Genomic DNA, 24,486 nt, shown 5'->3' with positions numbered 1-24,486 from the left:
GTTACGGCGGCGCGCGCAGCCTGACCGGCCAGCCGACCCAGGGCACCACCCGCGACGCCAACGGCAACCGCCTGGTGGTCAACGGCCTGATCCAGACCGGGGCCTCGGCCTATTCCAGCTCCAGCGGCGGCGTCAGCGGCCTCATAAACGGACTGGGTTCCGGCCACGGCGGCATCGGCAGCTCCACCGCCATCGGCAACCAGCTGAATGTGGTGGTGCAGGGCAACTGGAACACCGTCATCGTCAACTCCACGCAGACCAACAACGGCCAGGTCACGGCCGGAACCGAGCTGAATGGGAGGCTGCGCCTTGCCGGCGAGTAAGATTACCCGTGCCGCTCTGGCGGCCGTCACCGCCGGCGCCCTGACCCTGTCGGGCTGCGCCAGCCCTGTGGCCGGGCCTTCGGGCCTGTACGCCTCGCCCATCGGCAATGCGCCGGTGACCTCGAACCCGACGCCCTATTCCTCGGCGCTGAACTGTCTGGCGGGCTACGCGCGCCAGTACAACCTGCCCTCGCCCCGCATCGCGGTGGGCCGCGTCAGCGACTACACCGGCACCGTCACCTCCGAGGGCGGGCGCCAGATCACCCAGGGCGCTTCGCTGATGGCCATCTCGGCCCTGGGCAAGGCCGGCGCGCGCATCGTCGAGCGATACGACACCTCCGTCTCGGAGCTGGAGCTGCGCTACGCCAACAACCGGCTGATCGGCGACGGCCCCGCCGCGACCGAGGGCCAGGCCGCCGAGTACCGCCGCATCTATTCCGGCCAGGTGCCGGGGTCGGACTTCTACATCGTCGGCGGCATCACCGAGGTGAACTACAACATCCGCTCTTCCGGCTTCGACGTGGGCGGTGGCGATGCGGACGGAGACGCCTTCTCGGGCGTGGCCCGCGGGCGCCTGTTCGTCATGAACGTGGCCCTGGACCTGCGCCTGGTGCAGACCCAGTCCATGGAGGTGGTCGACGTCATCTCCTATCAGAAGCAGATCGTCGGCCGCGAAATCTCGGCCGGTGTCTTCGACTTCCTGAACGGCAATATCTTCGACCTCTCGGCGGGCGGCTCGGGCTTCGAGCCGGTTCAGCTGGCCGTGCGCGCCATGATCGAACGCGGCGTACTGGAGATGATGGCCAACCTCTACGGCGCGCCTGGCCCGCAGATCTGCCTCGACGCCGCCAACGACCCTCTGGGCACGGTCGGCCCGGCGGGCGGCTATTACCCGGCCTATGACACGGTGAGGACCAACAATGCCGAAACGCGCGCGGATCCTTCTCGCTGGCACGATCGCCGCGACGGCGACGTTCGCCGCGGCCGCTACTGAGGCCCAGGACGCCACCCAGGTCCTGAACGGCCAGATCCAGCTGGGCGACGTGCTGTCGACCCACGAGCTGACGGTCGTCACCACCGAAGAGCAGATCACCGCTTCCTCTACGGCCACCGGCAACCATTTCTTCGGCGCGGTTGAGGACGACGACGCCGGGGTCACCTCGACCCAGGACCTTCAGGGGGACGTCCGCGCCTCCATGACCCTCGACCTGGCGGGCGAGGCGGCGGGGCCGGTCAACCTGGCCGCCAGCGCCAGCGGCAACGTGGTCGAGGCCGCCGCCTACGGGGGCGATCTGAGCGCCGACATCACCCAGACGGCCGGGACCGTCGAAGTCACCGCCGATGTGCAGGCCAACGCCGCCACCGGTCGCATGCTGGAGGGCGGCTCCATCAACGCCACCGCCATGACCAACCACGTCGGCCTGGCCGTCGAGACGGGCCGCGCCGTCGGCAGCATCACTCAGACTAGCGACTCCCTGACCCAAGCCACCGCAGGCGCCGTCATCCAGTACGCGCCGGCGACGCTCACCGTGGGGGCCAGCGCCGCCTCCAACAACCTGAACGCCACCGGCACGGTCGGCAGCCAGGAATGGGTGATCGCCCAGACCATGACCGGCGCGCGCACCCAGGCCTCCACCTTCGTCGCCGCCGGCAACGCCTGGGATCTCCAGGGCTCGGCCACCGCCATGGGCAACAACGCCGCCATCACCAACCAGGGCGGCTCGGTCTATGTTACGGCCGACCAAAATAATGACGCCTATGTCCGCTCCCAGGCCGAGGTCTCGGCCTACGACTTCGGCGCCGCCACCGCCGTCGCCTACGGCGTCGGCAACGCGCTCCAGGTCGGCAATAACGACGTGCTGGCCGTCATCGACGTGGAGCAACTGAACAACGGCGGCGTGGAGGTCATCGCCGGCTTTACGGGACAGGACGGCTACGATGGCGGCGCCTCGGCCACGGCCATCGGCAACTCGGTCATCGGCTATGCCTGCTCGACCTGTGCGGGCCAGCTCTATGCGACCAACGTCCAGACCAACCAGTCAGGCGTCTCGGCCTACGCCTCCTCCACGGTGAACGGCTCCGCCCGATCCATCATCGCGGGCTCCACGGCGACCGGAAACTCGGCCAGCTTCTACGTTTCGCGCCCCTCGGGGCACTGATCCGCCGACATTAAGAAGCCGTAAGGTTCATACCGCCGCGCTTGCGCGCCCCTGCCCGCGCGGTCAGTTTGCGCGGCCTGTCGGGAGATAAATCTATGATCAAGAACCGCATGCTGGCGGCCGCCTCGGCCCTCGCCCTGCTCACCGCAAGCCCCGCGCTGGCGGCTTTGCAGCAGGCGCCGGCGCCCGCCGCCTCGTCGCTGCGGCCTTTCCAGAACGTCCTTCCGCATGAGCGCAGCGATCTGGCGCCCGACCCGGCCGTGCGCTTCGGCCGGCTGCCGAACGGCATGCGCTACGCCATCATGCACAACGAGACGCCGCCCAATCAGGGCGTGCTGCGCCTGCGCGTGGACGCCGGCTCGCTGATGGAGCGCGATGACCAGCGCGGCCTGGCGCACTTCATGGAGCACATGGTCTTCAACGGCACCACCGGCATCCCCGAGGGCCAGCTGCTGCCCATCCTCGAGCGCCTGGGCCTGCAGTTCGGCGCGGACACCAATGCGGTCACGGGCTTCGAGTCCACCACCTATCAGCTGGACCTGCCGCGCACGAACGACGAGACCGTCGACACCTCCTTGCGCGTCATGCGCGAGATGATGGGCGAGGCTCTGCTCGACGCCGACGCCATCGACCGCGAGCGCGGCATCATCCTGTCAGAAGAGCGCACGCGCGCCACGCCGGGCCTGCGCGGCCTCATCGCCTTGATCGACTTTGTCGTCCCGGGCCAGCTGGTCACCCAGCGCCTGCCCATCGGCACCACCGAGTCGCTGCGCACGGCCGACCGCCAGAAGTTCGTCGATTTCTACAGAGGGTACTACCGGCCCGAGCGCGCCACCTTGATCGCCGTGGGCGACTTCGACGTGGACGCCATGGAAGCCAAGATCCGCTCCACCTTCTCCAGCTGGGAAGCGGTGGGGCCCGCCGGTCCAGAGCCGGACCTCGGCGCGCTTCAGCCCCGCCAGATCGAGGCCCGCATCTTCTCCGAGCCCGGCGCCTCATCCAACGTCCAGATCTTCTGGAGCCGCCCCCTGGACTGGAGCCCTGACACGGCTGCCAAACGCTCGCAGGATCTGGTGACCCAATTGGGCTTCGCGGTCCTGAACCGACGGCTGGGCGCGCTGGCTCGCGGCGCTGAGCCGCCCTTCATCGGCGCCGGAGCGGGCGAACAGGATCTCTTCGAATCGGCCGAGCTCACCAGCCTGTCGGCCACCATCCAGCCCGGTCAGTGGGCGAGCGCCCTGGCCGCCCTCGACGAGGAGCAGCGCCGCATCGTTCAGTACGGCGTGCGCGCCGATGAACTGGCCCGCGAGGTGTCCGAATTCCACGAAGCGCTGCGCGCCGCCGCCGCCCGCGCGGGCACCCGTCCCTCCACGGCCCTGGCGAACGGCCTGGTGGGCTCCCTCGAAGAACAGCAGGTCTTCACCGCGCCCCAGGCGGACCTCGAACTCTTCGAGAGCGTGGCCGCCACGGTGACCCCCGAGGCGGTCAACGCGGCGCTCGCCGCGGCCTTCACCGGCAACGGCCCGCTCGTCTTCCTCAACTCGCCGCAGCCCGTCGAGGGCGGAGAGGCCGCCGTTCTGGAAGCCTATCAGGAGGCTCGCGAGCGCCCTGTGGCGGCCGGCGAGGCGCAGGCGGCTGTCGACTGGGCCTATACGGACTTCGGCCAGCCCGGCCAGGTCGCCGAGCGCACCGAGCTGGACGGCGTGGGCGCCACGGCGATCCGCTTCGCCAATGGCGTACGCCTGACCGTCAAGCCGACCGACTTCACCGACAACCAGGTGCTGGTCGCCCTGCGCCTGGGCCAAGGTTACCAGGGCCTGCCTACGGATCGCGTGCCGCCGACCTGGGCCGCGCCCTTCGTGCTGGGCGAAGGCGGCCTCGGCCGCATGACCCAGGACCAGGTCGAGCAGGCCCTGACCGGCAAGCTTTACGGCCTGCAGTTCGCCCAGACCGACGACGCCTATCGTCTCAGCGGCTCGACCCGGCCTGAGGACCTCCTCACCCAGATGCAGGTGATGGCGGCCTACGTGACCGATCCGGGCTGGCGTCCCGAGCCTCTGGCGCGCAGCCAGTCGTTGCTGACGCAGCAGCTGGACCAGCTGCGGGCCACCCCCGCCGGCGTTTTCGCCCTGGAGGCCGGCCACCTGCTGCGCGGCGGCGATCAGCGCTGGGCCCTGCCCAATGCCGAGCAGATCGCGGCGACGCAGATGTCCGACATTCGCGGCGCGCTCGAGCCTCAGATGTCCAACGGTCCAGTCGAGATCACCATCGTCGGCGACGTCACCGTGGAGGACGCCATTGCGGCCGTCGCCTCCACCTTCGGCGCGCTGCCCGCGCGCGGACAGCTGCCGGCCATCCCCGCTGGAGCCGATCAGGTCAGCTTCCCGCAAGGTGCGGCCCAGCCCGTCACCTTCACCCACGGCGGGCGCGCCGACCAGGCGCTGGGCTTTGTCGCCTGGCCGACCACCGACTACGGGTCTGACACGCGCGAATCGCGGGCCATCCAGGTGCTCGGCGATGTCATGCGTCTGCGCCTGATCGAGGAACTGCGTGAAGGTCAGGCCGTGACCTACTCGCCCAATGTCGGCACCACCGCTTCGTGGGAATTCCCGGGCTACGGTTACGTCTCGGCCAGCATCCAGGTTCCGCCCGAGCGTCTGGAGGGCTTCTTCGGCGACGTGGACCGCATCGCGGCCTCCCTGGTGGAGACCCCGATCACCGCCGACGAGCTGGAGCGCGCGCGCCGTCCGCGCATCGAGAACCTGCTGCGTCAGCGAAACCAGAACGGCTACTGGGTCGGTCAGCTGGACGACGTCCAGTCTGATCCGCGCACCCTCCCGTCGATCCTGAACGCCCAGGCCGAGCTTGAGGCCCTGACCCCCGCCGACATCCAGGCGGTGGCCCAGCGCTACCTGCGCGCGGACCGGGCCTGGCGAGCCCAGGCCGTGCCGGCGGCCGGGGCGGCCGGCGGCGAGTAGGCGCAGCGAGAGGCGCTTTATCGAAAAGGCCCCTGAATCGAAAAGGCCCCGGAGTCCGCTCCGGGGCCTTCTTCTTTTCTGTCGCGTCGCGGGACTTAGTGCACCCGGCCGCCCACGCCGCCGTCCAGCATCAGGGCGCCCGAGACGGCGCTGGCCTCGGCCCGCGCTTCGGCCGTGACCTCTTCGCGATAACTCGTCACGATCTCTTCGCGCACCAGGGTCAGGATCTTGATGCCCGCCCCGTAGCGGCGCAGCAACGAGCGTTCATTACAGTCGCGTTCGGCTCGCTGAATGCGGCATTCCAGAAGGCCGCCGCGGCCGTGCCACAGAGCCTGACCCTTCTCGCAGGCCAGCAGTTCGCCGCCGTCGAAACTGAAGTTCTCGCGCCACTCCACGATCGTCACCTGAAGGCGCGATCCGGCGATGCAGCGATAGATTTCGCCCTCATAGTCGTCGTGGATGTCCCGGTCCGGACGCACCTGGGCCGCCGGATGCGGAATGTTGCGGTCGTCGATGCAGACCGCCTGGATGGCCACCCGCTTGGTCGTGCGGCGTCGCTCTTCGTAGGGGACACGCACCACGGCCGCCGCGGCGGCCGCCGCGCCCTGAACGTTCAGGCCGGTGATGGTGGTGGGATAGGGCTGATCCACATTGAAGTAGGCGCCGCCGCCACCGCCAACGACCACCACGCCGCCTGCGGCCGCACCGGCGCGCGCCGTGGCCGCCGCGTTGGCGTTCACATTGACATTGATGTTGATGTTGCCGCCGCCGAAGCAACAGGGCGGCGGAGGCGGCCGATGGCAGCAGTTGGGCGGCGGCGGAGGGGGCGGAGGCGGCGGGGGTGGAGGCTCGCAGCAGGGTGGCGGCGGCGGCGGACACACCGGCCCGCACTGGGCCGCGGCCTCTCCAGCCAGACCCATCAGCCACAGGCCGGCCAAGGCCCCCAGCACATACTTCAGTCGCACGATCATCCGTCTCGCCTCCTGACGCCGGCGTCCTGACTTGGCGGCCAAGCAAGTTCCGGGCCGAAGCAGGCTGTCAGAAAACCCTTGCGGATGGGTTGAGGCCCTCGACGAGCCTGACTCTGCCCAAAACCTCGTCGGCGGACTCGCCTTTGCCGGCCGATGGCTCAGTTAACGCCCGTAAACTATTGCCAAGCTTGCGATTCCACCCGATCCATGTCGGTCGGAGGTCGGCATGCCAAGCAGGTTGAGTAACGACGAGCGGCGCCGGCTGACGCCGCGCGAGTTGGAGTTCGTCGCGATGGCCGTGCAGGGCCTGCCGAACAAACATATCGCCCGGGCGTGCGGTGTGTCCGACCGAACCGTCATGGCGGCCTTTGCCTTTTTGGCCATGATCTCGACGCTCGTGATGCTGGCGGTGCTGAGAACCAGCTTTGATCTGGTCCAGTCCTTCGCCGGCTCGGGTCTCCGCTGAAAACGGTAAAGAAGCTGGTTCGCGAAGGAAGACGCGTTGCGCAAGATGATCCATCCCGAGACGGTCCCGAAAGGCGGCGCCCCTGCCGGTTTGCAGCGGTCAGACGGCTAGGGACGGCCTGCCAAGCATGTCCCCGATCCAGGCGATCCTGTGGCCCATCACGATCGGCGCGCTGGCCCTTCTCGCTTGGAAGGGCGGGCGTCTTGAGCGGCTGACGGCGGCTGTGCTCGTCCTGAATGTTCTGGCGCCGTTTTTCCTCCAGGACCTGATCATCGGGCAGACGCGCTGGGCGCTGGCGATTGTATCTGTGGCCCTGTCGGCCTTTCTCATGACGATGGCGGTGATCGGCGACCGCTGGTGGCTCCTGGGCGCCGCAGGCGTCCAGATCACCTCGTCCCTCACCTACGCCGTGGGCGCTGTGGCGTACGACCTCTGGACGGCGGTCGGGCTTCGCCGCGCGCTTTGGGTCTTCCTTATGGCGGCCTGTGTGGCCGGCGCCGTGGAAACGCGCCTCGCCCACAAGGCCCGGAGATTTTTCAATGAAGGCAATGACCTTCGATGAGGCGGTGCATTTCTGGCGCCGCTATGCCGGTCAAGCCGTGCCCGCCAGGGCCTGGGACGCCTTTGCTGACGCAGAGGCGGTGATACTGACTCGACATCCCCAGAGCCTCGATGAGATGGGCGCTATTCTGTCGGTTCTGGCAGCCGACTGCGACGCCCGCTCGGACGGACTGGATCGCGTTGCCCTGGCCAACCTCATCGCCTTCACCGGCGTGAGCAGTCCAAGGTCCCTGGGTGCGGAGGATCAGGCGGCGCTGACGCGCGTGGCCAGGATGTCCGCAGGGCGATCCAGTCGCTCGAGCAGGTAGGCCACGTCCTCGCGCGATCCGCCGACCGCCGAAGTCAGGTAGCGCTCGAGCATCCGCTCCTGGAACTGCTCGCGGTCCAGCGAGGCGCCCGCCTCGGCGTGCAGGTCGCGCCAGGTGTCCACGCCCGCGCGGAAGGCGGCGAACAGGCGCGGCGGCAGGCCGGCCCGGTCGTAGATGGCCCTGAGGCCCAGGGGTCCGGCGTCGTGCACCATCAGCCAGGCCCGGTGGTGCGCCACGCCCGACAGCTCGGCCAGGCCGTGCTCCACAAAGGGCATGCAGCCGCGCGCCAGAGCCCTCAGCAGCAGCGAGGCGCTCAGCGCCTTGCGCGCGCTCAGGCTGGCGCAGAACTTGGCCAGGTCCTGGGCGGCGGCGGCCTGGTCGATCAGGTCGACCGTCGCGCGTTCGCGGGCGGCCGTGGCCAGGCGGATAGCGGTCTCGGGCGCCAAGGCGTGGCGGGTCACCAGGTGTTCGCGAACCGCCTCCGAAGCCAGCTCCACCAGACGCTCCGTGATCGAGACCGGCAGCACCTGGCGGTAGGCCATGGCCGAAACGATCTCAGACCGATCAGCGAAGCGGTCCAGCGCCCGCCCCATGGCCGGCTCGGACAGGTCGGCGTTGTCGTTGGCGCATAGGGTCCGCACAGCGGCGGCGCAGGCCATGTCGGCGATGCCGGTGGCCACATCCCGCGAGACGCGCGGGCGCCCGGCCACGGCAACCTGGCGGGCCTCGGCCCCGCTACGGACCAGATCCAGCAGGTCTTCGTCCGTGAAGACCGGCGAAAAGGCGATGACCGGCAGGGCCACGGCGTCGACGTCGCGCGCCAGGCGCAGGGCCACGTCACGGGGCAGCAGGTCAGAGCACTTCAGCGTCACGGCCAGGGCGCGCCGCACCATCTCGGCGGCGTCCTCGGCCAGCACACGCAGAATCTTCTGGGCCGCGGCCCGCTCTTCCTCGCCCAGCTCGGCCCGGTCGATGCGGCGGCACAGCTTGTGGGCGGCCGCGGCGCGCTCGTCCTCGTCGTCGCTCTTGACCAGGCGGCGGATATCGGCGTCGGTCAGGCGGGCGCGGGCGATGCTCATGCCGCCAGCATCGCCCCAACACGGCTAACGAATCTTTACCTTCTTTTCCCGGAACATCGTAACCGGGCGGCAACCTAGACGCCCGCAATATGGGGTATGTCCGACGCCGCCCCCAGCCTGGCCCAAGCGCTGCTCAACAAGCCTGACAGCCGCGCCACCGCGCGCCTGGCCATGGAGGCGCAGATTCAGCTGCTGCCCTATGCGCTCGGCTTCTTCGGCATCTGCCTGCCGGTGTTCGTGGCGGTGGCGGCCTATGCTCCGAACGCCCTTTGGGTGTCGGTCTGCCTGGGCGTCTACGGGTTCAACTGGGCCGTCTTCTACGCCATCCTCGACTGGAGGAAGCGCCGGACCGACGACCCGCCGTCGGGCCGCCTGGCTGTCGCGGTTCACGTGGCCGCGTCCCTGCTTTGGGCGCTGTCGGTGCTGCAGACCGCCTATTTCGCCGTCGGCGCCGGCCCCTTGGCCGAGGTGCTGCTGGTGCTCAGCGCCGGGGCGGCCGTCGGCGTGATCTTCTTCTCCTCGCCTTTGCTGCCGGCCCTCCTGACCGCGGGCCCGGTGGCGGCGGCGGGCCCGGTGATCTTTCTGGCCCAGCGCCCGGAGACCAGCGGCACGGCGACCCTGATCCTTAGCGGCCTGTCCCTCGCCCTGGCCCTGGCCATGATCCTCAATCGGCATCTGCGCGAGCACTTCGCCATGGCGATGGAGCGCGAGGATCTGATCAGCGACCGCGAAGCGGCCCTGGCCGAGAGCCGCCGCCTGGCCAAGTCCAAGTCTGACATCGTCGCCACCCTCTCGCACGAGATCAGGAACGGCCTGTCGGGCGTCGCCCACGTGCTGGCCGGCGCCCTGGGGGCCGGATCGCGCGGCGCGCCCTCGCGGGATCAGCTCAAGGCGGCCCTTCACGCTTCGCGCGATCTGGTCGAGGTGCTGGACGCCACCCTCGATTCGGAGATCGCCGAGACAGGCTCGCTGACCCTCACCCCGCGCCCCATCGAGGTGCGCCGGCTGGCCGAGGATCTGGCCCTGCTGCAGCGGCCCCAGGCGGTCGCGCGCGGCCTTGAGCTCTCCGCCCAGGTGGACGACGCGATCCCGCCGCTCAAGGGCGCCGCCATCGGCGACGGCGCGCGGGTGCGTCAGATCCTCAACAACCTCATCGGCAACGCCATCAAGTACACCGTTCGCGGACGCGTCGAGCTGCGGGTGCGCCTGATCGAGGGCGACTTCATCCGCTTCGAGGTGGCCGACACCGGCCCCGGCCTGAGCGAGGACGAACTGGCCAAGGCCTTCGAGCCCTTCCGTCGCATCGAACGCACCGGCGCGGGCGTGCCGGGGGCCGGGCTCGGCCTGTCGCTGTCGTGGCGTCTGGCCCAGCTCATGGGCGGCCGGCTGGGCGCGGACAGCGCCCCGGGCGTCGGCTCGCGTTTCTGGCTGGACCTGCCCTGGGACGCCGAGGCTGAGGCTCCCCCGCGCTCTGACACGGCGCCGGCCCAAACCCGCGCCCTGCGCATTCTCGTGGCCGAGGACGACAGCCTGAACGCGGCCATGCTGCGCGCTGTGCTGGAGCAGCTGGGCCACCGCGTGCTGCACGCCCAGGACGGGCGCCGCGCGCTCGACCTGCTGAACCTGGGCGAGATCGACCTGGTCATGCTGGACGGCCGAATGCCCGGCATGGATGGCCTGACCGCGCTCAAGATTCTGCGCAAGCTGGAGACGTCCGCCGCCGAGCTGCCCGTCATCGCCGTGACCGGGGGCGACGCCGAGGAGGCCGCCGAGATGCTGGCCGCAGGCGCCGATGCGGTCCTGCGCAAGCCCGTCAGCGTGACGGCCGTGGCCCGCGCCGTGGCCGACGCCGCCGAGCGCGGTCGCCGGGCGCCTGCGCCCAAGACCGAAGCCGCCTAGGCCCGATCGTCGCGACCAGGGCCGAAGGCGCCGAGCAGCTGGGCCGTGAACAGGGATGATCCGGCGCCCGCCTGATCGCCCAACAGGGCCTGGATCAGCTCCGAATCCTGCCGCAGCCGATCCAGCCGCTCCGCGATCGCTGCGTCCCGCTCCGACATGGGCGGAGCCGCGGGCTCGCTAGGCGCCGCGGCGGGCGCCGCGCCCTGATTGCGGGTCAGATTGGCGTACACCTCCGCCACGGTGGCGGGGCGTCCTCCTCGAAAGAAGATCGGGCGGTTCGCGCCCGCCGCCTCGGGGAACAGAGCCGCCGCGCTCATGCCGGGGCGGCTGTCCACCGCCTGGATCAGCCGCGCCGACCCCGCCGGTCCCAGAAAGTGCGCCGCGTAAAGGTCGCCCGCCGTGGGCTCCCGACCGATCCGTCCCCGCAGATAGGCCGCGTGATCCGAGGCCAGCTCACCGGCCATGACCGAGGCTGCGGTCGGGTCGAACCGGAGGTCCAGCACCGCGCGTCGCGCGCCGGGATCCACCCGCCAGCGTCCGTCCGAGCCCTGGCTGATGGCGTTGGCGTACTGGCCATAGCCGTGCCGCGCCCCATGCCGCTTCACGGTCGCCAGCCAGGTCTGCTCGATGAACTGGAACAGTCCCGCCGCCGACGACGTGCGGGCCTGGGCGCGAGGGTTCAGCGCGCTCTCGCGGCGCGCTGTCCGCATGAGGAAATCGAAGTCGACCCCGGTCGCGCCGGCCGCGCGGCGGATGATCGCCTCGACCCCTCCGCCCTGACCGATCGATCCCACGCTCATGGGCCGGAAGGTCCGGGAACATGGTTAACGACCCCTGAAGCCGGTCGCCCGAATTCCGCCCCAAGGCGAGCGCCACCATTGCCCCTAGGGAAGCTGGGGTCGGGCCTGAACCGACGACCGCAAAGGTCGCGGGCAATAGAGGAAGGCGCGGCCAATGATGATGAAAGTCGCCGGGGGACCCGGCATTGTCTCCCCTATCGAATACGGCGGCGGCCCCAGACGGCGGCTTTCGCGCGGAGCGTGGATCGCCATCGGCGTGTCGGTGGGCCTGCACGTGGCCGGGGGCCTGGCCCTCTACCACCAGCGTTTTCAACTGGATGAACCTATCGCCCAAACGGGCCCCGAGATGCCGCCGATCACCATGATCAGGCTGGCGCCGAAACCTCAACCTCTGCCGGAGACCCCCCGGGCGCCGACGCCGATTCACAACCCCGACAGGCCGATCCCTGTCGACACGCCCACAGCGCCGTTCCCGCCGGTGGAAACGACAGGACCGACCGACACCGGGCCGGTGATCTCCACCACGCCGGCCGAGACGCCTGGCGGGACCGCGACCAGCACCACGGCCACGAGCAGCGGCCCGGCGGCGTCCCCGGGGGTCATCACCAATCCGCGTTGGATCCAGCAGCCCTCGGCGCGGCAGATGGAGCGGCACTATCCCGCCCGGGCCATCGACAACGGCGTCGCCGGCGCGGCGACCCTGCGCTGCACGGTGACGGCGACGGGCTCAGTCACAGGCTGTTCGGTGACGGAGGAAACGCCGCAAGGCTATGGCTTCGGTCGGGCGGCGGTGCAGCTGTCGCGCTACTTCCGCATGAGTCCGCGCACGGTCGACGGCGTCGCGGTCGAAGGGGCGGCGGTGACCATCCCTATCCGTTTCAACGCCGGCGAAGGCTAGAAGCGGCTCGGGCTGAAGCGAAGGGCGTCTTCGTCGGGCTTTCGCCCTGACAGGCTGGCGGTCGTGATCCTGGCGATCATGGCCGCCAGCAGCCAGCCGTTGCGGCGGGGCGCCAGCGCGGCGAACAATCCGTCCTCGATCTCACCCGCCAGGGGCAGGCCGTCCGGCGTCGCCCCGCGTACGCCCGCCCGCGCCCACTGGGCCCGCGCGGTGGCCAGGGGCGGCCACAGGACCGACGCCCTACGGATCAACTCGGTGATCACACGCTCGTCCACCAACAGATCACGCTGGCCCGGCTCCATGGTGGCGCCCACCAGCACGCCGGTTCCGTCAGGGACGACATAGACCCCCTCGCCCCTAAGGACGCAGGGCGGCGGGGTCACGCGGACCCTCGCGATCTGTCCCTTGATCAGCGACACTCGCGCCAGGGTGCGTTTCAGCGCCCGCGGCCCCTCCATCGTCTTGTGAACGCCCGTGGCGACCACCACGCGTGCGGCCCGTGAGGGCTCGCCGTCGGCGCAGGCCAGTTCCCACCCATCGCCGGAGCGCTCCAGTCCTTCAACCTGGGCTCGGCGATAGCGCACGCCGGGCGCATCGATCAAAGCCGCCAGGGCCTGCGAGGGAACCAGCCGCCAGTCATCGGAGGTGAAGGCCTTGCCGTCCTTCAGCCGAGCCTTGAAGCCCAAGGTCCGCAGCCGCTCGGCCATCTTGCGGGGTTCCGGACCCGCCCAGGCTGCGCCGTCACGGATCAGTTCCACGCCGGTGCGCGCCGCCAGTTCCGGCCACAGGTCGCGCGCGCCCTTCAGCAGGGCCGCCCGTTCCGGGGTCGCCTCCTCGAGCACGCTCTCGAAGGCAGGCGCAAGCATCCCCGCGGCCACCGATGAGGCGTTGGGCGAACCGGGCCGGTCGATCAGCAGCACCCGCGCGCCCATGGCCGCCAGCTCAGCGGCGGTCGCGGCGCCAAGCGCGCCGGCGCCCACCACCGCCACGTCGGCGGCGAGCCCGGCGGAGCCGCTCATGGGATCAGGCCTGGGCGGCCATCAGGGGCTGGCCCTGAGCCTGCTCAAGCCGCTTGGTCAGGGCCGCGTGCTGGGCCCACAGGGCCTGGGGCAGGCGCTCGCCGAACTTCTCGTAGAAGGCCGGAATCAGAGCGGCCTCTTCGGCCCAGACGTCCACGTCCACGTCCAGCAGGGTGTCGAGGTTGGCTTCCGTCAGCTCGAGGCCATCCAGATCCAGCGCCTCCCGCGTCGGAACGCGGCCGATGGGCGTGTCCTCGGCCTCGGCGCGGCCTTCCAGCCGCTCCACGATCCACTTCAGCACGCGAGCGTTCTCGCCGAAGCCCGGCCACACGAACCTGCCGGTCTCGTCCTTGCGGAACCAGTTGACGAAGTACATGCGCGGCAGCTTGGCGGCGTCGGGGGCCTGGGCGCCGATCTTCAGCCAGTGACCGAAGTAGTCGGCCATGTTGTACCCGCAGAAGGGCAGCATGGCGAAGGGATCGCGGCGCAGCTCGCCCACCTTGTTCTCGGCGGCGGCGGTGCCCTCCGAGGCCACGGTCGAGCCCAGGAACACGCCATGCTCCCAGTCGAAGGCCTCGGTGGCCAGCGGCACGGCGCTGGCGCGGCGCCCGCCGAACAGGATGGCGCTGATCGGCACGCCCTTGGGATCTTCCCACTCGTCCGCGATGGTCGGGCACTGGCCCGCCGGCGCGGCGAAGCGCGCGTTCGGGTGGGCGGCCGGTTCGCCCGAGGCCGGATCGTGCGGCTGACCCTTCCAGTTGGTCAGGTTCGCCGGGGGCTCCTTGGACAGGCCTTCCCACCACACGTCGCCGTCCTCAGTCAGGGCGACGTTCGTGAAGATGGTGTTCTCGCGCAGGGTCTCCAGCGCGTTCTTGTTGGTGTTGCGGCTGGTTCCCGGCGCCACGCCGAAGAACCCGGCCTCCGGGTTGATGGCGTAGAGGCGACCGTCCTGGCCGAAGCGCATCCAGGCGATGTCGTCGCCCACCGTCTCGGCCTTCCAGCCCTCCAGCGTCGGCTGCAGCATGGCCAGGTTGGTCTTGCCGCAGGCGCTCGGGAAGGCGGCGGCCACGTAGTGGACCTCGTTCTGCGGCGAGGTCAGCTTCAGGATCAGCATGTGCTCGGCCAGCCAGCCCTCATCGCGGGCCATGATCGAGGCGATGCGCAGGGCGTAGCACTTCTTGCCCAGCAGGGCGTTGCCGCCATAGCCCGAGCCGTACGACCAGATCTCGCGGCTTTCGGGGAAGTGGACGATCCACTTCTCCTCGTTGCAGGGCCACGGCACGTCCTTCTGGCCCGGCTCCAGCGGCGCGCCCAGGGTGTGCATGGCCGGCACGAAGAAGCCGTCCTCGCCCAGGGCGTCCAGCGCCGCCTTGCCCATGCGGGTCATGGTGCGCATGGAGGCCGCCACATAGGGACTGTCGGTGATCTCGACGCCCAGCGCGCTGATTTCCGAGCCCACCGGGCCCATGCAGAAGGGCACCACATACATGGTCCGGCCCTTCATGCAGCCGTCGAACAGGCCGTTCAGGCGCTCGCGCATCTCGCCGGGCTCAGCCCAGTTGTTGGTCGGGCCGGCGTCGGCCTTGTCGGGCGTGCAGATGAAGGTGCGGCTCTCGACCCGGGCCACGTCCTTGGGGTCCGAGGCGGCGTAGAAGGAGTTCGGGCGCTTCTCAGGGTTCAGGCGCTTCAGCGTGCCCTGCTCGACCATCAGGTCGGCCAGTTTCTGGAACTCGGCTTCCGAGCCGTCGCACCAATGCACCGCCGCGGGCTTGGTCAGGGCGGCCATGTCCTCGACCCAGGCGATCAGGCGCGCGTGGCGGGTCGGGGCGGGGCGAAGGCCGGGAATGGAAGCTTGGTCGCTCAAGACGCTCTCCTGGAAAACGCTCATCGCCGGAGGCCTTCCCAGGCATCCGGTCGTGCGGGCCTTTGCAAGGCCCAGGTCACACTGCGGGCAGTTGCGGCCTGGTCCTTACACGGAGGGACCGGCGGCGCGCGCCCAGGCTTCTGGCGGCCCAGGTCGACGGCGCGATGCGCGCGCTCGCCATAGCCGCAATGGCCGCAAAGGTCCAGCGTTGAGAACAGTTCGCGACCGCGCCCAGATGCGGCGGTTCAGGCCGCCGGCCAGGGGGTGTCGGACGGCGTCTGAGCGGTCCTGCGCGCGCGGAGACGGGCGATCCAGGCCCGGCTCTCCGGGGGCCTTCGCTCGCTGAGCCAGCGCTGCACCGGCTGGTCGAAAACCCGGTCGAACAGCCAGGCCGCCGCCAGGGCCAGGGGCAGGCCCGCCGCCCACAGGCTCCATGCCATGACAGGGCTCTCAGACAGCGAATCGGGCAGCTGTTCGGTCAGCGAACTCCACACCGCGCCCGTCAGGGTATGGGTGATGAACAGGGCGAACGACAGGTCGGCCGCCCGGCGGAGACCAAGGCTGGGCCTGAAGCGGAACAGGTCCAGCCCGACCACGCCGAGCAGGATGGCCCCCATGCTGGCCAGGGCGGCGCCCTCGCTGTCCGGCGTCGCCTGAAGAACCGCTGCGCTTCCCAGCCCGGTCACCGCCAGGGCGAAGGCGGACGCGCGGCTCAGCCTCAGACCTTCGGCGAAGCGAGCGGTCAGCACCCCCGCCGCGAACAGAGGCAGGGCGCGCAGCACACCCATCCCCGAGGGCAGGTCGTAAAGGGAATGATCGAGAAGGCCGACGCTGAGCGCGGCGGCGGCGCCGATCATCAGCGGGGCCAGCAGGGCGGCCGACAGGCCTCCGCTCAGGCGGCGGCTGACGCGCCAGAGCAGTGGAAAGGCCAGATAACAGACCAGCAGCGCCGACAGGGTCCAGCTGGGCTCGTTCCAGCCCTCGCCGCCGAAGCCCCAGGCCTGGGTCAAGGTCAGTTGCGAGACGAACCCCAGCGCCGTGAACCGCTCGGGGTGATCGGGCGCCTGGCCGATCAGGGCCGCCGCAAGGACCAGCGCCAGCAGGCCCGCCAGCACTGCGGCCTGGGCCGGCCATATCCGCTGCAGGCGCTTCGAGACGAAGCGCCAGGGTCGTACGGGCTGACCGTCCAGCCTCGGCCCATAGGCCCGGCCCAGCACATAGCCGGACAGCAGCAGAAAGAAGTTGGTGGCCAACCAGCCGCGATCCATGACCGGCCAGATCTGGGACAGCGGAACGGGCGCTGTCGGCCCCAGATGGTAAAGCACCACGAAGGCCGCCGCGACGAACCGCAACGCATCCAGTCCCTGGCCTCGCGCGGAGGTCGGGGCGAGCGGCGGTGCGGGGTTCGACATGGCGGGCTCCTGGGCCGCCCCACTCTGGGACGTCCGGGACCGAAGGCTGCAAGCCATGCGCCGGAACCCGAGGCCGTCCCCGGTGTTGCCTTTCCGAGCCCACGAAAGGAGCGTCCCATGTCCAAGGCCCCGCCCATTCCCCCCGAACAGCAATCCTTCGGCGAGAAGCAGGTCGATGTGTCAGGCGAGGATCAGGACCGCCGCGACCTGAAGATCAACGCCCAGTCGGGCCAGCCGGGCGATGCAGACGTCAACAAGGACCAGCAGGGCCGCTTCGGCAACATCAGTCAGAACCTGACGCCGCAGCGGCGGACCCAGGACCGCTGACCAGCCTCAGGCAGGCTGGGCCTCGGCGCGCGCCGGCGAAGCCTGGGTGGAGGCGGGCGTGACGGTGGGCGCGGCAGGGCGCGGCTGCGTGACGGACGGCGCCGGCGCGGCCTGAGCCTGCTGCGGCTGGGCCGCCGGCGCGCCCTCGCCCTGGCTCGGGGCCTGGCTGGAGGTTTGGCCTTGGGCCGCGTTCACGGCCTCTGCAGCGCCGTGGAGGATGGTGTAGGCCACTCGCTCCGACGCGGCCTGGACCACACCGCCGTCCAGCCCCGCCTGCAGGGTGCGCGGCTGTTGCGGCGCGGACAGGTCCGGCTGATAGAGATAGCTGCCGCCCGAACGGCGTCCGCCGCCGAAGCGGTAGAAGACGTGGGCGCCCACCTGGTTCACGCGCACCAGCTGGTGGCGCCAAGCGGGAGACACCGCCGTGGTGTGGAAATGGGTGGCGTTGCCCACCTGGGCGTAAACCGCCCCCGACAGAGCCCTACTGGCGACCTGGCGTGCGCGGCTCCACGCTGCGGGCTGTACGCGGCCCCGCATGGACCCGTCGCAGGTGAAGCTGAACTGACAGCCGGTGCGGCGGCCCGAGCCCTGGTAGACGACGCCGCAGACGGTGCGCGGGAAGGCCGGGTGGCGGACACGATTTAGAATGACCTGGGCCACGGCCTGCATGCCCGACGCGCCTTCACCCCGCGCTTCGTAATAGACGGCCTGGGTCAGGCACTCGAGATCGCGAGAGGCGTCCAGCGCGCCCTGCATTCTGAAGGCTGGGGCGGCCGAAATTGGAATGGGACGAAGGCCCGCGGCCTGGCTCTGGGAGGGTGATCCTCGTCTCTCCAGCCGGGCCGCGATCAGGGCGGCCTGACGGTCGCGTTCAGCCGCGCCCGCCACCGTATAGGGATCGTGCCGGCGCGCGATGGCGAGGGCGCTGGAGTCCAGACCGCCCACCGCCTGGGTCAGAGCCTGGTCGCCGCCCCCCTGGGACATGACCTGCTCGATGCGTGCGGCTTGCTCGCGCACGGAGGTCGCGCGGGCGACGGCGCCGCCCAGATAAGCGCAGCCGATAGCCAGTCCGACCAGCGACCCGAAGGCCGAGGCGCCAACCAGGGCGCGCGCGCGCGACCGCGTGAGCGTGGGGGAAGTCAAAACGAGATCGTCCTCTGCGGCGAGGGCAGGATGCGCCCCCAAACGTCGGTTCCAGAGCGGAGGAAGAAGGCTCTGGTCGAGTTCCGGCGCATCTGCGCTGCCGGAAGGCTGGCCGTTATGGCGAACAATGTGGCGCCAATGGGGCCGATTCGCAACGTCGGCGGCCGCCGCTCGCACCCCTTGTCGGCACAGGCCCATGTCGTCCGTCGCTGGAATCAGTGGGTTGAACGGCGCGCAGTCGGGCCGCCGCGGGAATCGTCGCCGGGCGCCGATTCTCCCTTGCGCAGCCCGTTCTACGCGGCACAACGTCCCTGGGGCTTCCTGCAGGAACTTTCTGTCATGCGTCTTCTCATCAGCTCTTTGGCCGTTCTGGCGCTCGCCGGCTCCGTCCAGGCTCAGGACCTCACCTACAATCACCCCACGCGCGGGGGATCGGCCCTTATCGAGAACAGCGACGGTAAGGCCTTCTGGGTGATGCTCGGCGAATGCGCAGGCGTCTTCGGCGCGTTGTCCAATGAGCGGTACTACGAAAACGACCAGGCCGGAGCTGACGCCTTCGAGGCCGACGGCACGCGTCAGGCCAACGCCGCTCTGGCCCAGCTGATGCAAGATCGCGGGATTTCGCGCGGAGACGCCGCTGCGCTGGTGCGTCCCGCGGTCGAACGCGGCCGCGCCTTTGGCGAGGCCCAGCTGGCGGCTGCGCCCGGCAGGCCGCAGGTGCGCGCCGTGCTCAGCTCGGCCTGCCGAGACGTGGATGACGCCTACGCGCGGGTGCGCACCTCCAACTGAGGTCTGGAACCCGCCTCCAGCGGAGCCGTTTGACACGCATCCTTCACCCCTCCCCGAGGTGCAAAATGCGTGTCTCCCGTCCCCTCACCCTCACGGCCCTCGCCGCCACGGCCCTGCTGGCGGCCGCATGCGGCCATAACACCGAACAGCGCGCGGCCACCGGCGCCATCGCCGGAGCCGTGGTGGCCGGACCCGTCGGCGCCGCCGCCGGCGCCGCTGCCGGCACGGCCGTCAGCAAGGCCGCCGACGAGTAAATCTCCGAACGGTCAGCGGCGCCGGTCGTCGCTGGCCGTTCTCGCCGGGCCGAACTCCGACGTGGCCGCCCAACGGGGCCAGTCGCGCGAGTTGGCCAGTTCCAGCCCCATGCGCCAGAACAGCTCGGCGTCCTGCGCCATGCCGCCCAGGTTCCAGTCGGGCGACCACTCGTCATTGACCTGATGATAGCGATCGCGCGTGTAGGCGGCGCTGGCGGCCGCGGCGGCTTCACGTCCACCCTCCACCAGCACGTCGCCAGAGCCGGCATAGGCCATCGGGACGCCGCGCTTGGCCATGGGGAAATGATCTGACCGGAAGAAGAAGCCGGCCTCGGGCGTGCTGTCGGGCGAAATGGTGCGGTCCTGGCTTGCCGCCAGGCGCTCCAGCCGCTGGTCCAGGTCCGACTGACCCCAGCCGATCACGCTAAGGTCGCGGGTCGGCCCCCACACGCCCATGGCGTCCATGTTGATGCCCGCCACCGTCGTCTCCAGCGGATACAGCGGGTTGGCTCCATAGTATTCCGCGCCCAGCAGGCCCGATTCCTCGGCCGTCAGCGCCAGGAAGACGATGGACCGTTCCGGCCGCGGGCCCGCGGCGAAGGCGCGGGCGATCTCGAGCAGGGTGGCGATCCCGGTGGCGTTGTCCACGGCGCCGTTGAAGATGGCGTCCCCGTCCGCGTCAGGCTCCCCGACGCCCAGGTGATCCCAGTGCGCCATGTAGAGGATGCTCTCTTCCGGATGGGTCGAACCCTCCAGCCGCGCCACCACGTTGCGGGTCTCGACCGTTTCGGTGCTGACGTCCATCATGGCGTCCAGCTGCGCCCCCTCCAGCGTCACCGGACGGAAGTCGCGGCTGCGCGCCTGGGCTTTGAGGGCGTCGAAGTCCAGCCCCGCGCGCTGGAACAGCTGGCGGGCGACGTCCAGCTGGATCCAACCTTCCAGGGGAATGCGCTCGGCTTCAGGATTGGCGCGGACGATGTCGAACTGGGGCTGGGACCACGAGTTGCGCACCGTGTTCCAGCCATAGCTGGCCGGGGCGGTCTCATGCACGATCAGGACGCCCGCGGCGCCCTGACGCGCGGCTTCTTCGTACTTGTAGGTCCAGCGCCCGTAATAGGTCATGGCCCGCCCCCCGAAGGTGTCGAGCTCGGGCTCTTCAAAGTCCGCGTCGTTCACCAGAACGACCAGCACCTTGCCGCGCAGGTCCATGCCCTTGAAGTCGTTCCAGTCCCGCTCAGGCGCGTTGATCCCGTAACCGACGAAGACCAGTTCCGCGTCCTCAAGATGCACATGCTCGGCCGGCCGGCGGGTAGAGAAGACCGCCTCCTCGCCCTGATGCAGCGGCAGGGTCCAGTCGCCCACAGACAGGGCGCCCGACGCATTGGAGGTCTCGAACCGGCGCAGGGTGACCGGCTGATACCAGGTCCCGTCGACGCCGCCCGGCTGCAGGCCCGCGGCGGCGAACTGTTGGGCGATGTATTCGATTGTGCGCTGTTCGCCGGGCGTGGCGACGCCGCGTCCCTCGAACTCGTCCGAGGCGAGGATGCGCGTATCCTCGTTCATGCGCGCCTCGCTGATCTGGAACTCCTGGGCCAGGGCGGCCCCCGAGATCAGGACGGCGGCGGACAGGCTGGAGAGCAGCAGGGTCGAGCGGCGCATGGGAACCTCAACAGGGGTCAAGCGAAGGGCCAGACCCTAGACGGTCACGGCCACGCCTGTCGACCAGTCGGGCTAAGGTGGGGCAAGGCGCCGCTGCAACCTAGCGCGTGGCGACCGCGCCCGCCCCGGGCCAGTCGGTATCGCCTACGCGGCGCAGGCGTAGTTCGACATAGGGGCGCGGCGGCTGCCCCTCGGCGACATAGTGGCCCACCTCATGCCATTCGCCGTCCTGGATGGTGGCCTCATAGCGGATCTCGGCGTTGGGCCCCGCTGGCGTGCGCCAGCGAAAGCCGTTCTCGGTGCGCTCGAACGGATAGTCGCCGCTGAAGCCCTGGGCATAGGCCCGGAACCGGTATGCCCCGGCGCGCTCGTCCCACGAGATGATCCCCAACGCATTGAACTGGGTCGAGCCGTCCTCGGCGTAGCCGCGTCCCTCAACCACCCGCACCGAGCCGCCCAGCAGGGGTCCCACCCGCTCGGTCTGGATCAACGTCACCGGACCCTCGCGGCCATAGGTGGTGGCCGTCCCTCGCCACTCTCCGTCCATGAAGCTCAGGGCGGCGATCGCGTCCCGTTGCGCCTGGGATCCCGCAGGGCCTGCGGGCGGCGAGCTTTGTCCCAGGCCCGGTGAGGCCATGCCCAAGGTGCTGGCTATGACGGCAGCGACGAAGATCCTGCGGTGCATGACGGCCTCCCTTTGTACGGATCAACTTTGTCATGCAAAGTGCTTTTCGGCAATGGCGCGCGCAAAGAAAAAAGGCCCGCTGTTTCCAGCGGGCCTCCTTAAACCGTCGGAGCCGGGGCTCTAGTGAGCGACGCCGCGCCAGATGCGCTTGTAGCTGAACCAAGTCAGAACCGTGAAACCCAGCAGGTAGATCAGCACCGCCAGGCCCGTTTGCTTGCGCGAAGTGGCCCGGGGATCCGAGGCCCAGGCGATGAAGGCGGCCACGTCCTGGGCCATCTGGTCGACAGTGGCCTCGGTGCCGTCATCATAGGTCACCTGGCCATTCTGCAGCGGATTTGGCATGGCGATGAAGCCGCCCGGGGGCACGTGGTCGGGATCGCCCTCCCAGAAGGGCGACATGTCGCCCGTCATGTAGATGTTGTAGTTCTGACCCGGCGCCATGCGCAGGCCCGCCGGCGCCTGGCGATAGCCGGTCAGCAGCGACGCGATGTAGTCCGCCCCGTCGTGGCGCGCCTTGGCCATGACAGACAGGTCCGGCGGAGCCGCGCCGCCGTTGGCCGCCGCAGCGGCCGTGGCGTTCGGATAGGGTTCCGGGAAGCGATCGGCGGGCGTGCCGGGGCGGGTGATGGCCTCGCCCGTTTCGGAATCGATGTCGGCGATCTCGAACTCGGCGGCGATGGCCTTCACGTACAGGTTGTCGTTCGGGTTGGGCCAACGCTCATCCCAGAAGGGACCGCCCGGCTGGCCCAGGTTGCGGAACGACAGCAGGTTCATGCCGTGACAGGCGGCGCAGACCTCCTTGTAGACCCGATAGCCGCGCTGCAGCTGGTTCCGATCAAAGGTGCCGAACGGCCCCTCGAAGCTGAAGCTGTAGTCGCGCGGGTGCTCGGCCCCGCCCGATGCGGCCAGCGAGGGCGCCGCGGCGGCCATCAGGCCCAGCGCCGCGCCGGCGCCTGCGAGGATGCGGACGATGGAACGCGTCATCGGATCAGGCCTTGCTTTCGTCGTGGTCGAGGACCGGCTCGGCGATGGAGGCCGGAACCGGCAGCGGCGTCTCCTTCAGGCCGACGATCGGCATGATGATCAGGAAGAACGCGAAGTAGTAGGCGGTCAGGAGGCGGGTGAGCCACAGGTAGCTGTTCAGCTCGCCGTCAAACAGAACCGGGCTCGGCAGGCCGGGGATCACCGGCGCGTCGGGCAGTTGCGCGCCGCACCAGCCCAGCAGCAGGGCCACCGCCACGAAGATCAGGAAGAACAGCTTCATGGTCGGCCGGTAGCGCATGGAGCGCACCTTCGACGTGTCCAGCCAGGGCAGGATGAACAGCACGCCGATCGACCCGAACATGGCGATGACGCCGCCGAACTTGTCCGGGATGGCCCGCAGGATGGCGTAGAAGGGCAGCAGGTACCACTCGGGCACGATGTGCGCCGGGGTCTGCAGCGGGTTGGCCGGGATGTAGTTGTCCGCGTGGCCCAGCGCGTTCGGGTTGAAGAACACGAAGGTGGCGAACAGGATCAGGAACACCAGCAGCGCAAAGCCGTCCTTGACCGTGTAGTACGGATGGAAGGGCACCGTGTCCTTGGCCGTGCGCTCCTTGGGGATGAGGATGCCGACGGGGTTGTTCTGGCCCGCATGGTGCAGGGCCCACAGGTGCATCACCACCACGCCGAAGATCACGAACGGCAGAAGGTAGTGCAGCGAGAAGAAGCGGTTCAGCGTCGGGTTGTCGACCGAGAAGCCGCCCCACAGCCAGGTGGTGATGGATTCGCCGATCACGGGGATGGAGCCGATCAGGTTGGTGATCACCACCGCGCCGTGGAAGGACATCTGACCCCACGGCAGGACGTAGCCCAGGAAGGCCGTCGCCATCACCAGCAGGAAGATCACGACGCCCAGCATCCAGATCATCTCGCGCGGAGCCTTGTACGAGCCGTAGTAGAGGCCGCGCATCATGTGGATGTAGATCGCCAGGAAGAACATCGAGGCGCCGTTGGCGTGGGTGTAGCGGATCAGATCCCCGCCGTTCACGTCGCGCATGATGCGCTCGACCGAGCCGAAGGCGTGGTCCACGTGCGGCACGTAGTGCATGGCCAGCACGACGCCGGTGACGATCTGCGTGATGAGGCAGAAGGTCAGGATGGCCCCGAAGGTCCACCAGTAGTTCAGGTTCTTCGGCGTCGGCAGCGCCATGTAGTCCGCGCCGAACCGGATGATCGGCAGGCGGCTGTCCATCCAGCGCTCGAAGGCGGTCTTGGGGACGTAGGTCGACTCGTGATCGCTCATCTTCGGTTCTCTGCGCCTCAGCCGATCCGCACGCGGGTGTCAGACAGGTATTCGTACTCGGGCACTTCCAGGTTGAGGGGCGCGGGCCCCTTACGGATGCGGCCGGAGGTGTCGTAGTGCGAGCCGTGGCAGGGGCAGAACCAGCCGCCGTAGTCGCCGGTGCCGAAGGTCGGCACGCAGCCCAGGTGCGTGCACGAGCCGACCACCACCAGATACTGGTCACGGCCGTCCTTGACGCGGTCCGCGTCGGTCTGCGGGTCCTTCAGCTCGCCCATGGAGACGCTGCGGGCGGCCTGGATTTCGGCCGGCGTGCGATAGCGCACGAAGACCGGCTTGCCGCGCCACTTGACCACCACCTGCTGGCCTTCGGCGACCTTGGTCAGGTCGAACTCGATGGAGGCCAGGGCCAGGGTGTCGGCCGAGGGGTTCATCTGGTTGATCAGGGGCCAGACCGCCACAGCGCCGGCGCCGACGGCGGCCGCGCCCGCGGCGATGTGGATGAAGTCCCTGCGGTTGGGATCCTGACCCTCGACGGGCGCGTGAGGATCGACCTGGGCGTCAGTCACCGTTCGTTCTCCTGAGCCGTCGCGTGGGCGACGATTACTTGA

At 69.6% G+C, this 24,486-nt stretch carries 24 protein-coding genes (1 of these 24 cut by a window edge); 12 read left to right on the top strand and 12 right to left on the bottom strand.

Features of this window, described 5'->3' with window-relative positions; all coding sequences use genetic code 11:
* The 4 genes from hfaA to Q0812_RS02480 form a co-directional block, all read left to right on the top strand.
* A protein-coding gene (gene hfaA, locus Q0812_RS02495; protein ID WP_302108721.1) for a holdfast anchoring protein HfaA crosses the window boundary here: on the top strand, nucleotides 1–323 show its 3' portion. The gene continues 109 nt to the left of window position 1, outside the view; 323 of the gene's 432 nt are visible here — the last part of the coding sequence; the start codon falls outside the window, past its left edge; the stop codon is at nucleotides 321–323.
* Nucleotides 310–1,317 carry a holdfast anchoring protein HfaB gene (gene hfaB / locus Q0812_RS02490; protein ID WP_302108720.1) on the top strand — a complete coding sequence of 336 codons (1,008 nt, stop codon included), beginning with the start codon at nucleotides 310–312 and terminating at the stop codon, nucleotides 1,315–1,317. Before hfaA ends, hfaB begins: the two co-directional genes overlap by 14 nt.
* Nucleotides 1,244–2,482, top strand: a complete 1,239-nt coding sequence (hfaD, locus tag Q0812_RS02485) for a holdfast anchor protein HfaD (protein ID WP_302108719.1) — start codon at nucleotides 1,244–1,246, stop codon at nucleotides 2,480–2,482. Before hfaB ends, hfaD begins: the two co-directional genes overlap by 74 nt.
* A gap of 95 nt (nucleotides 2,483–2,577) precedes the next feature.
* Entirely contained in the window at nucleotides 2,578–5,460 is a 2,883-nt protein-coding gene (locus Q0812_RS02480; protein ID WP_302108718.1) for a M16 family metallopeptidase, read from the top strand.
* Nucleotides 5,461–5,555: 95 nt separating this feature from the next.
* Here Q0812_RS02480 and Q0812_RS02475 read toward each other — a convergent pair whose 3' ends face one another.
* Nucleotides 5,556–6,431, bottom strand: coding sequence for a hypothetical protein (locus tag Q0812_RS02475; RefSeq protein WP_302108717.1), 876 nt, complete (start codon nucleotides 6,429–6,431; stop codon nucleotides 5,556–5,558).
* Nucleotides 6,432–6,669: 238 nt separating this feature from the next.
* Between Q0812_RS02475 and Q0812_RS02470 the strand changes: the two genes are divergently transcribed.
* From Q0812_RS02470 to Q0812_RS02460, 3 genes are all read left to right on the top strand, one after another.
* The gene (locus Q0812_RS02470; protein WP_302108716.1) at nucleotides 6,670–6,897 is read left to right on the top strand and encodes a LuxR C-terminal-related transcriptional regulator; all 228 of its coding nucleotides are present in this window, start codon (nucleotides 6,670–6,672) and stop codon (nucleotides 6,895–6,897) included.
* A 127-nt stretch (nucleotides 6,898–7,024) separates the two neighbouring features.
* On the top strand, nucleotides 7,025–7,459 hold the full coding sequence (locus tag Q0812_RS02465; RefSeq protein ID WP_302108715.1) for a hypothetical protein: 435 nt from the start codon (nucleotides 7,025–7,027) through the stop codon (nucleotides 7,457–7,459).
* A complete protein-coding gene (locus Q0812_RS02460) occupies nucleotides 7,437–7,766 on the top strand; it encodes a hypothetical protein (protein ID WP_302108714.1) in 330 nt (109 codons plus the stop codon). The genes Q0812_RS02465 and Q0812_RS02460 overlap by 23 nt, the downstream gene beginning before the upstream one ends.
* Here the strand turns inward: Q0812_RS02460 and spbR are convergent.
* Nucleotides 7,703–8,845, bottom strand: coding sequence for a SpbR family protein (spbR, locus tag Q0812_RS02455; RefSeq protein ID WP_302108713.1), 1,143 nt, complete (start codon nucleotides 8,843–8,845; stop codon nucleotides 7,703–7,705). The two genes, Q0812_RS02460 and spbR, sit on opposite strands and share 64 nt — an antisense overlap.
* A gap of 96 nt (nucleotides 8,846–8,941) precedes the next feature.
* Here spbR and Q0812_RS02450 point away from each other — a divergent pair, with 96 nt between their 5' ends.
* The gene (locus Q0812_RS02450; protein WP_302108712.1) at nucleotides 8,942–10,744 is read left to right on the top strand and encodes an ATP-binding response regulator; all 1,803 of its coding nucleotides are present in this window, start codon (nucleotides 8,942–8,944) and stop codon (nucleotides 10,742–10,744) included.
* Here Q0812_RS02450 and Q0812_RS02445 read toward each other — a convergent pair.
* The gene (locus Q0812_RS02445; RefSeq protein WP_302108711.1) at nucleotides 10,741–11,544 is read right to left on the bottom strand and encodes a transglycosylase SLT domain-containing protein; all 804 of its coding nucleotides are present in this window, start codon (nucleotides 11,542–11,544) and stop codon (nucleotides 10,741–10,743) included. The two genes, Q0812_RS02450 and Q0812_RS02445, sit on opposite strands and share 4 nt — an antisense overlap.
* A 154-nt stretch (nucleotides 11,545–11,698) precedes the next feature.
* On the opposite strand from Q0812_RS02445, the gene Q0812_RS02440 reads away from it, so the two are divergent.
* Entirely contained in the window at nucleotides 11,699–12,442 is a 744-nt protein-coding gene (locus Q0812_RS02440) for a TonB family protein (RefSeq protein WP_302108710.1), read from the top strand.
* On the opposite strand, the gene Q0812_RS02435 is transcribed toward Q0812_RS02440, so the two are convergent.
* From Q0812_RS02435 to Q0812_RS02425, 3 genes are all read right to left on the bottom strand, one after another.
* A complete protein-coding gene (locus Q0812_RS02435) occupies nucleotides 12,439–13,461 on the bottom strand; it encodes an NAD(P)/FAD-dependent oxidoreductase (protein WP_302108709.1) in 1,023 nt (340 codons plus the stop codon). The genes Q0812_RS02440 and Q0812_RS02435 overlap by 4 nt on opposite strands.
* 4 nt (nucleotides 13,462–13,465) lie before the next feature.
* Nucleotides 13,466–15,325, bottom strand: coding sequence for a phosphoenolpyruvate carboxykinase (GTP) (locus Q0812_RS02430; RefSeq protein WP_302108708.1), 1,860 nt, complete (start codon nucleotides 15,323–15,325; stop codon nucleotides 13,466–13,468).
* 245 nt (nucleotides 15,326–15,570) lie between these two features.
* The gene (locus tag Q0812_RS02425; RefSeq protein WP_302108707.1) at nucleotides 15,571–16,737 is read right to left on the bottom strand and encodes an acyltransferase family protein; all 1,167 of its coding nucleotides are present in this window, start codon (nucleotides 16,735–16,737) and stop codon (nucleotides 15,571–15,573) included.
* 117 nt (nucleotides 16,738–16,854) lie between these two features.
* On the opposite strand from Q0812_RS02425, the gene Q0812_RS02420 reads away from it, so the two are divergent.
* The gene (locus tag Q0812_RS02420; protein ID WP_302108706.1) at nucleotides 16,855–17,064 is read left to right on the top strand and encodes a hypothetical protein; all 210 of its coding nucleotides are present in this window, start codon (nucleotides 16,855–16,857) and stop codon (nucleotides 17,062–17,064) included.
* A 6-nt stretch (nucleotides 17,065–17,070) separates the two neighbouring features.
* On the opposite strand, the gene Q0812_RS02415 is transcribed toward Q0812_RS02420, so the two are convergent.
* Nucleotides 17,071–18,207 carry a cell wall hydrolase gene (locus Q0812_RS02415; RefSeq protein WP_302108705.1) on the bottom strand — a complete coding sequence of 379 codons (1,137 nt, stop codon included), beginning with the start codon at nucleotides 18,205–18,207 and terminating at the stop codon, nucleotides 17,071–17,073.
* A 339-nt stretch (nucleotides 18,208–18,546) separates the two neighbouring features.
* Here Q0812_RS02415 and Q0812_RS02410 point away from each other — a divergent pair, with 339 nt between their 5' ends.
* Both Q0812_RS02410 and Q0812_RS02405 read left to right on the top strand, forming a co-directional pair.
* Complete coding sequence (locus tag Q0812_RS02410) at nucleotides 18,547–18,996, top strand: hypothetical protein (protein ID WP_302108704.1); 450 nt, start codon at nucleotides 18,547–18,549, stop codon at nucleotides 18,994–18,996.
* 65 nt (nucleotides 18,997–19,061) lie between these two features.
* Nucleotides 19,062–19,250: a hypothetical protein gene (locus Q0812_RS02405; RefSeq protein ID WP_302108703.1), complete on the top strand. Its 189-nt coding sequence runs from the start codon at nucleotides 19,062–19,064 to the stop codon at nucleotides 19,248–19,250.
* A 12-nt stretch (nucleotides 19,251–19,262) separates the two neighbouring features.
* Here the strand turns inward: Q0812_RS02405 and Q0812_RS02400 are convergent, their stop codons facing one another.
* The 5 genes from Q0812_RS02400 to petA form a co-directional block, all read right to left on the bottom strand.
* The gene (locus Q0812_RS02400; protein ID WP_302108702.1) at nucleotides 19,263–20,909 is read right to left on the bottom strand and encodes a M28 family metallopeptidase; all 1,647 of its coding nucleotides are present in this window, start codon (nucleotides 20,907–20,909) and stop codon (nucleotides 19,263–19,265) included.
* Nucleotides 20,910–21,009: 100 nt separating this feature from the next.
* Nucleotides 21,010–21,594 (bottom strand): DUF1579 domain-containing protein, encoded by a 585-nt coding sequence (locus tag Q0812_RS02395; RefSeq protein ID WP_302108701.1) that lies wholly within the window; start codon nucleotides 21,592–21,594, stop codon nucleotides 21,010–21,012.
* Nucleotides 21,595–21,714: 120 nt separating this feature from the next.
* The gene (locus Q0812_RS02390; protein ID WP_302108700.1) at nucleotides 21,715–22,578 is read right to left on the bottom strand and encodes a cytochrome c1; all 864 of its coding nucleotides are present in this window, start codon (nucleotides 22,576–22,578) and stop codon (nucleotides 21,715–21,717) included.
* Between the two features lie 4 nt (nucleotides 22,579–22,582).
* Nucleotides 22,583–23,878, bottom strand: a complete 1,296-nt coding sequence (locus Q0812_RS02385; RefSeq protein ID WP_302108699.1) for a cytochrome b — start codon at nucleotides 23,876–23,878, stop codon at nucleotides 22,583–22,585.
* Between the two features lie 17 nt (nucleotides 23,879–23,895).
* Nucleotides 23,896–24,444 carry a ubiquinol-cytochrome c reductase iron-sulfur subunit gene (gene petA / locus Q0812_RS02380; RefSeq protein ID WP_302108698.1) on the bottom strand — a complete coding sequence of 183 codons (549 nt, stop codon included), beginning with the start codon at nucleotides 24,442–24,444 and terminating at the stop codon, nucleotides 23,896–23,898.
* Nucleotides 24,445–24,486 lie beyond the last annotated feature (42 nt).

This window comes from Peiella sedimenti, assembly GCF_030504955.1.
Taxonomy (GTDB): Bacteria; Pseudomonadota; Alphaproteobacteria; order Caulobacterales; family Caulobacteraceae; genus Brevundimonas; species Brevundimonas sedimenti.
This window is presented reverse-complemented; position numbering and strand designations above follow the sequence as displayed.